The sequence below is a fragment of the Parasphingorhabdus sp. genome (assembly GCF_049667325.1).
Taxonomy (GTDB): domain Bacteria; phylum Pseudomonadota; class Alphaproteobacteria; order Sphingomonadales; family Sphingomonadaceae; genus Parasphingorhabdus.
On record NZ_JBATHY010000342.1, the window covers coordinates 1 to 6702 of the forward strand.

Annotated in this window: 8 protein-coding genes and 1 pseudogene; 6 read left to right on the forward strand and 3 right to left on the reverse strand. The window is 54.4% G+C overall.

Annotation, left to right across the window (positions count from 1 at the left end):
• The 4 genes and pseudogenes from WBM93_RS14540 to WBM93_RS14555 all read left to right on the forward strand — a co-directional run.
• A pseudogene (locus WBM93_RS14540) lies at positions 1 to 884 on the forward strand (chromosome segregation protein); the annotation flags it as partial.
• Between the two features lie 400 nt (positions 885 to 1284).
• A complete protein-coding gene (locus WBM93_RS14545) occupies positions 1285 to 2193 on the forward strand; it encodes an ATP-grasp fold amidoligase family protein (protein WP_424432584.1) in 909 nt (302 codons plus the stop codon).
• Complete coding sequence (gene gntA / locus WBM93_RS14550; protein ID WP_424432585.1) at positions 2190 to 2885, forward strand: guanitoxin biosynthesis heme-dependent pre-guanitoxin N-hydroxylase GntA; 696 nt, start codon at positions 2190 to 2192, stop codon at positions 2883 to 2885. The genes WBM93_RS14545 and gntA overlap by 4 nt, the downstream gene beginning before the upstream one ends.
• On the forward strand, positions 2875 to 3459 hold the full coding sequence (locus WBM93_RS14555) for a DUF1989 domain-containing protein (protein WP_424432586.1): 585 nt from the start codon (positions 2875 to 2877) through the stop codon (positions 3457 to 3459). The genes gntA and WBM93_RS14555 overlap by 11 nt, the downstream gene beginning before the upstream one ends.
• A gap of 125 nt (positions 3460 to 3584) precedes the next feature.
• On the opposite strand, the gene soxR is transcribed toward WBM93_RS14555, so the two are convergent.
• Positions 3585 to 4028 (reverse strand): redox-sensitive transcriptional activator SoxR, encoded by a 444-nt coding sequence (gene soxR / locus WBM93_RS14560; RefSeq protein WP_424432587.1) that lies wholly within the window; start codon positions 4026 to 4028, stop codon positions 3585 to 3587.
• A 194-nt stretch (positions 4029 to 4222) separates the two neighbouring features.
• On the opposite strand from soxR, the gene WBM93_RS14565 reads away from it, so the two are divergent.
• Both WBM93_RS14565 and WBM93_RS14570 read left to right on the forward strand, forming a co-directional pair.
• Positions 4223 to 4624, forward strand: coding sequence for a VOC family protein (locus tag WBM93_RS14565; RefSeq protein WP_424432588.1), 402 nt, complete (start codon positions 4223 to 4225; stop codon positions 4622 to 4624).
• Positions 4621 to 5001: a VOC family protein gene (locus WBM93_RS14570; protein WP_424432589.1), complete on the forward strand. Its 381-nt coding sequence runs from the start codon at positions 4621 to 4623 to the stop codon at positions 4999 to 5001. The genes WBM93_RS14565 and WBM93_RS14570 overlap by 4 nt, the downstream gene beginning before the upstream one ends.
• 53 nt (positions 5002 to 5054) lie before the next feature.
• Here WBM93_RS14570 and WBM93_RS14575 read toward each other — a convergent pair whose 3' ends face one another.
• Positions 5055 to 6320: an NADH oxidase gene (locus WBM93_RS14575; RefSeq protein WP_424432590.1), complete on the reverse strand. Its 1266-nt coding sequence runs from the start codon at positions 6318 to 6320 to the stop codon at positions 5055 to 5057.
• 10 nt (positions 6321 to 6330) lie between these two features.
• Positions 6331 to 6702 (reverse strand): aldo/keto reductase (locus tag WBM93_RS14580; protein ID WP_424432591.1); only part of this gene is annotated, 372 nt, incomplete at its 5' end.

The window sequence follows — 6702 nt, forward strand, 5'->3', positions numbered from 1 at the left end:
TGGCCCAGCGCGACCACGAGGACCGGCTCAATCAGGCGAGCGAAATGCTCAGCCAGGCACGGGAATTGCGCGCCGGAGCAAAGGCGCGCGCCGAAAACCAGGATCTGCGCCGTATGGAAATGGGCCGGATTTCGGCCGAGAAATTTGAATGCCCCGCTGTGGTCTTGCCGAAAAAACTTGAATTTGACGAAGACACGGTTGGCGAAGCATCCCAGGAATCAGCGGAACTCGAGCGCCTGTCGCTGAGCCGCGAACGGATCGGCCCGGTCAATCTGGTCGCCGCTGAAGAACTCGCGGAACTGGAAGCCGAGTGGGAAAAGTCGACCAAAGAAAGCCAGGACCTGAACGAGGCGATCCATCAGTTGCGTGGATCGATCGGCAGCCTCAACCGCGAAGGCCGCCAGCGCCTGCTCGCGGCGTTCGAGGAAGTCGACCAGCATTTCCAGCGGCTGTTCGCGACCCTGTTCGATGGTGGCAAGGCGCATCTAGAACTGATCAACAGCGACGATCCGCTGGAGGCCGGCCTTGAAATCATGGCTCAGCCACCCGGCAAAAAGCTGACCTCGCTTACACTGTTGTCAGGCGGCGAACAGGCGCTAACCGCTGTGGCACTTAGTTTCGGACTATTTCTAACCAATCCGGCACCAATCTGCGTGCTGGACGAAGTCGACGCGCCGCTCGACGACGCCAATATCGAGCGTTTCTGCGACCTGCTCGACAAGATGGTGGCGGAGACCAATACCCGCTATCTGATCGTCACCCACAATGCCGTGACCATGAGCCGGATGCACCGGTTGTTCGGGGTGACGATGATCGAGCGGGGGATTTCACAACTGGTGTCTGTCGATCTGGATGCCGCGGAAGAATTGCTGGCGGCGGAGTGATAACCTTTTTCCGTTTTTCACCAAGGGCGCAGCGGGAGATACTGCCGATAAAATAGCCGCCGTTCCGCTATCGCCCCATTAGGAGACGTTAGTTTCGACCCGATTTGATGTCTGCTGTGGGCGCAAAAGCAGCCACTTCGGCTGTAACGATTCACGGAACTACTGATCAGCGATGTCCAATTGTTGTTCACAGAGGTCGTGGTTAAGACCACCAGTTCTGCGACAGTCAGATGATGCGCGCTATGAGCTTGTCGCGGTAAGCGAAAGCTCATAATTTCATGGAATTGGTGCCGGGATCATATTTATTGGGAACGAACACACTATAATTGCGTATGGGTCATCGTTCCCCTTCCATCAGTAGGATTATATCGTTGTTGCTCACTAAAATTGGATTTTGACAGTGAAAATTGAGGAACAGGTTTCGGAAAGAACATCCGTAGCATCGCTGGCTCGTATCAATTTAACATATCTTGCTCGCCACGGACGTTTGCCGAACCTAGCCGCCCCCAAGACATTCACGGAGTTAGTGCAATGGCGCAAACTGCATGACCGCAATTCATTGTTTCCAATCTTAGCGGACAAATTGGCGGTCAAGGACATTGTAACGGATCGTTTGGGCCGGGAATGGGTTACGCCAACACTTTGGAGTGGAACGGAACTTCCGGAAAACCGGCGCTGGCCACACCCGTTAGTCGTCAAATCCCGTCATGGTTGCAATCAGATCGTTTTCGTCAAATCCGGCAAAGAAGATTGGGCAAAAATACGAAGAGATGCTGTAGTCTGGGCAAAGAAAACCTATGGCTTCTGGCTGGATGAGTGGGTTTATAAGCATATCCCTCGCGGTATTCTTATTGAGCCTTTTATAGGGTATCGCGGGGTGGTCCCGGTTGATTATAAATTTTATACGTTCAATGGTCAGGTTGTTTTCATCCAGGTGCATCTAGATCGTGAACATGATCATCGGTGGATGTTGTTTGACCGTAATTGGCGCAGGGTGTCCGCTGTCACACAGGATGATGATCCTCCGGCTCCACGATCTTTGAATGACATGATTGAAGCGGCTGAGAATTTGGGCAAGAATATCGATTTCGTCCGCGTGGATTTATACGAGCCGGAGGGTTTACCCGTATTTGGTGAAATGACCTTCTATCCGGGTTCCGGCCTGGACCCGTTTGATCCGGTCAGTCTCGATAAACTTATCGGCGCCGAGTGGCTCAAAGCCATAGCTGCGATGACAAACGAAAGCGCACAATCGAGTAATCGAACACCAAGTGATTATGGTGAGCAGCCAGAAGCCGCGCTGGCATGATGATGGTCAACAAAAAATCAGTGGCGACTGAGCGTGCTTTCAAGCGCTTTATTCAATCGCAGAATTATCCCTGTGTTGGCGCAAAGTCAGCGCTGGCAAAGGGCAATATTCAAATTATGACGGCTAACAAATTGGCCCATAGCGCGGACGATTTGGCAATATATGAACATCTGGTCCGGCAGGCGGCCGAATATAGTCGCAGTGGGCGAATTTTTCAAAGCCTTGTAATACTGTTCAATGACGACAAATGGCGGTCAGAAAAAGATTTTGAAAGCGTTCTTTGGAAGCGGCTGCAAGCTTTATCGGATATTGATAAAAATCAAGGCTACGAACACGATCAAAGAGTTAGTTCCGATCCAAGTGATCCAAATTTCGCTGTGAGTTTTGCAGGAACTGCCTTTTTTGTCCTCGGGCTTCATCCCAACGCCAGCCGCCCGGCTAGACGATTTGATTATCCCGCAATAATATTCAACATTCATGATCAGTTTGAACAGATGCGCTCAACCGGTTTGTATGAACAATTGCAAGAAACCATATCCGAGAGAGATATCGCACTTGCCGGAAACCGCAATCCAATGCTCGCTCTGCACGGCAGTGTGTCGGCAGCTCGCCAGTATAGTGGGCGCGCAGTAGAAAGTGATTGGGCTTGCCCATACCAAAGAAATAAAGAGATGATTAGCGATGATATCTAAACTGGCACCACGCAGCGGAACCGCCTTTGAACTTAAATCAGGTCAGAGTCTGACGGTCATTGATCCGATGGGCGAGCAGGTCGCGGACTTATTGGCTTATAATCTGAACGACATTGATGAAGTGATCTCTTCGGGTCGCACCTTGGACTACGCCAGCCGGATATATTTAACGACCGGCGATCCTCTATACTCAAATCGCAGCAACGTGATGCTCCGTATTGAACGGGACGATGTTAAACGCCACGATTTTCTCTTAACGCCCTGCTCGAAAGATACATTCCGGATAATCTATGGTGATGAGGAACCACATCAAGGCTGTTTTGGAAATCTGGCCCAAGCACTTGAACCTTGGGGCGTGACTGGCGACCAGATACCGACTGCGTTTAACTGTTTTATGAATGTTCCAATTGATGCCGAGACCGGTAATTTGAGTGTCCAAGTCCCGCTGAGCAAGGCAGGCGATAGCATAAGTTTTCGAGCAGAAATGGATTTGATTATCGGCCTAACCGCCTGTTCAGCGCTTCAGTCTAATAATGGTTCGTTCAAACCGATACATTATGAAATCCAAAGCTAAGTCAAATTTAATGTCCGTTTTCGGGAAATAGCAGAAGCTAGTCATCGTGATCCCTTATGACTTCTTCCCACCCAGTTTCGGTCATTCGACAAGGCCAAATCTAGAGACAGTTATCAGGGGTGATCTCAATCCCCCAACACCAGCTGCGGCCCCGGCCCCTTCAGACCCGCCCGATCCTCTGGATTATAGAGCGCGCATTTCTTCAGGCTCAGACAGCCGCAACCGATACACCCGTCGAGCCGGTCGCGCGTCCGTTCCAGCTGCGCGATCCGCGCATCGATAACCCCGCGCATCGCCTTGCTGATCCGGGTCCAGTCGGCCTGGGTCGGCGTGCGGCCATGGGGTAACCGGGCGAGCTGGCTCTCGATCTCGCCGATGCTCAGCCCCAGTTGCTGGGCGATCAGGACGAAGCTGAGGCGGCGGATGTCCGACCGCAAAAACCGCCGCTGGCCGCCGCTGGAGCGGAATGGCTCGACCAGTCCTTTTTCCTCGTAGAAACGGATCGCGGAGACCGAGAGACCGGTGCGAGCGGCGAGGTCGCCGATGGTTAGCGCTTTGGTCTGCGGCATGTTTGTCTCTTTCCTTTCCTCCCCGTTGCGCAGCAATGGGGAGGAAAAACAATTTCCTTGACCTCAACTTAACTTGAGATTGTACGAATCGCAAGCATGGAGATTTCGCGGGCTGAGTCAGCCGCTCACAAAGCGGCAATCATGCTTCCAATTCTTCCAACGAACCGATGTCGGCAAAGCGAGGAACAGCACATATGAAACTCAATCAGGTCACCGTAGGATGCCTCGACTATAACGGCTCCGTCGCTTTTTACCGGCGGCTCGGTCTCACCCAGATCGTCGACTCCCCGCCCCGCTATGCCCGGTTCGAGACGCCTTCGGGCGAGACCTTCTCGATCCACGCGGTAGATCAGGTCAGCGCGCATTCAACCCTGATCTATTTCGAATGCGACCAGCTGGACACCACCGTAACGCAGCTACAATCCGCGGGCATCATATTCGACACGCAACCAACAGACCAGAGCTGGGGCTGGCGCGAGGCGCGGCTGCGCGATCCGGCGGGCAACCCGCTCTGCCTGTTTTACGGCGGCGACAACCGCCGCTTCCCGCCCTGGCGGATCGACAACAAAACCAACAAGAAAGGAAGTGAAAAATGAACATCGGAAAACTGGAGCACGTCAACATAACAGTCAGCGACCCGCAACGCAGCGCCGCGCTGCTGCGCGATCTGTTTGGCTGGCATATCCGGTGGGAGGGGCCATCAATGTCGGCTGGCCACTCGATCCATATCGGGACTGAAGAGCAATATGTCGCGCTTTATACCAACCCCGAGGTTCGGGCGGCAGACCCGGCATATAACAAGGGCGAGCCAATGAACCATATCGGCGTGACTGTCGACGATCTGGACGCGGTCGAGGCGAAGGTCATTGCAGCTGGGCTGAAGCCGTTTGGTCATGATGATTATGATCCCGGCCGGCGGTTCTATTTTTTCGACTGGAACGGGATCGAGTGGGAAGTCGTCAGCTATAATTGATCAGACGTCATCCCGGACTCGGTCCGGGATGACGAAATTATTTCTGCGAGTTCTTACAAACTAGGATTAACCAGCACCTTCTCGCCCGTCGCCTTCTTCTCGTAACCCTTGGCAATGTCCGGATCGATCATGTCCATCAGACTGATCTCGCTCGAATAGTCGCTGTGGAAAATGCCGTTGCGTTCCTCGACGGTATACATGCGCATTTCCATCATCCGTTCGCCGCCGGCCTTTTCGAGATGCGGGGTGAGCAGCCAGCCGCCGACGCCCCAGTAGAGGCCGAGACCGCCGCCGAGGATGGTTTCGCCGGTGTCGAGACGGCCGTAGATATAGACCTGCTTGTTGACGGTCGAGCCGTAGACGCTGAATTCCGCGCCGCGCACGGCCGCTGCTTTCTCCATCGCGGTCAGGATATAGCTCGCCATCTTGCCGCCGCCAATCGCGTCAAAGCCGAGCGTCGCGCCGGTTTCTGCGAGAGCCGCAATCAGCTGCTCCATGAAATCACTCTTGCTGCTGTCGATGACATGGGTCAGGCCGATATCGGTCAGGATTTTCTTCTGTGCATCGCTGCGCACGATGGCGACCAGTGGCACGCCTTCCTTGAGGCAAAGCTTGGCGAGCATCTGCCCGAGATTGGACGCCGCTGCGGTATGGACCAAAGCTTCATGGCCTTCGGCGCGCATGGTGTTGAGAAAACCCTGCACGGTCATCGGATTGACGAACAATGACGCGCCTTCCTTGGCCGGCGCGCCTTCAGGCAGCGGCACGCACATCATCGCCGGCATCACCCGGTGGGTGCGGTACATTTCACCGCCGACGATGGTCACGACCTTGCCCATCAGCGCCTGCGCCGCATCGGATGATCCGGCTGCGACAACCGTGCCAGCGCCTTCATTTCCGGCAGCGAGCTTCTTGCCTGCACGGCCCTTGAAGAACGGCTGCATCACCGGGTCAACATCGGCAACCAGCGCCGGGTTGCCATCGACGGTTTCGCTGCGCACCGTGCTCATGTTGGCAGCAGCAGTCAGCAGACCGAGATCGGAAGGGTTGATCGGTACCGCTTCCATCTGCACGACAACTTCATGCTTTTTCGGCTCGGGCACGGCATAGGGCTCGATCGACAGGATCGACTTGCCGTCCTCGGTGACGGTGGTGAACAGTTGCTTTGCGTCGGGGAAATTGGTCATCGGATATTCCTCTCTCTTGTTTTTCTGGAAACTTTTGGCGGCATGCAGCGCGCCCATTCTTTCGGTGATCCCGAAAAATTCGGCCACCATTTCATCGATAATCTGTTTGGCAGTTTTTACCTCGTCAATCAAACTCCTTGCATCAACCCATCGGGTACATGATTTCCCGGCTGATCTTGTAGATCCGCTTCATCATCTCCGGACTGAGTTCCAGATCGGCGGCGGCAAAAATCTCCGGCAACTGATCGGTATGAGTGGCACCAACGATGGTCGAAGCGACAAAATCATGTTGTATCGACCAGGCGGTAGCCAGCGTCACCGGTGCGACGCCCAGTTCCTCGGCAATCGCCATGAAGCGCTTGGTCGATTCCTCCGACTTGGGATTGACGAACCGCTCGGCCATTTTCTTCTGCCGACCGCCGAGTTTGAGATAGGCAGAGAAACGCGCGCCTTCGGGCGTCGCCCCGTCATTATATTTGCCCGACAGAGCCCCGCCGGCAAGCGGCGAATAAGG

What these genes read in the sequence shown, in the direction of transcription:
- gntA (WP_424432585.1), top strand. Translation starts at nt 2,190, where the DNA reads ATGATGATGGTCAACAAAAAATCAGTGGCGACTGAGCGTGCTTTCAAG.
- WBM93_RS14555 (WP_424432586.1), top strand. Translation starts at nt 2,875, where the DNA reads ATGATATCTAAACTGGCACCACGCAGCGGAACCGCCTTTGAACTTAAA.
- soxR (WP_424432587.1), bottom strand. Translation starts at nt 4,028, where the DNA reads ATGCCGCAGACCAAAGCGCTAACCATCGGCGACCTCGCCGCTCGCACC.
- WBM93_RS14565 (WP_424432588.1), top strand. Translation starts at nt 4,223, where the DNA reads ATGAAACTCAATCAGGTCACCGTAGGATGCCTCGACTATAACGGCTCC.
- WBM93_RS14570 (WP_424432589.1), top strand. Translation starts at nt 4,621, where the DNA reads ATGAACATCGGAAAACTGGAGCACGTCAACATAACAGTCAGCGACCCG.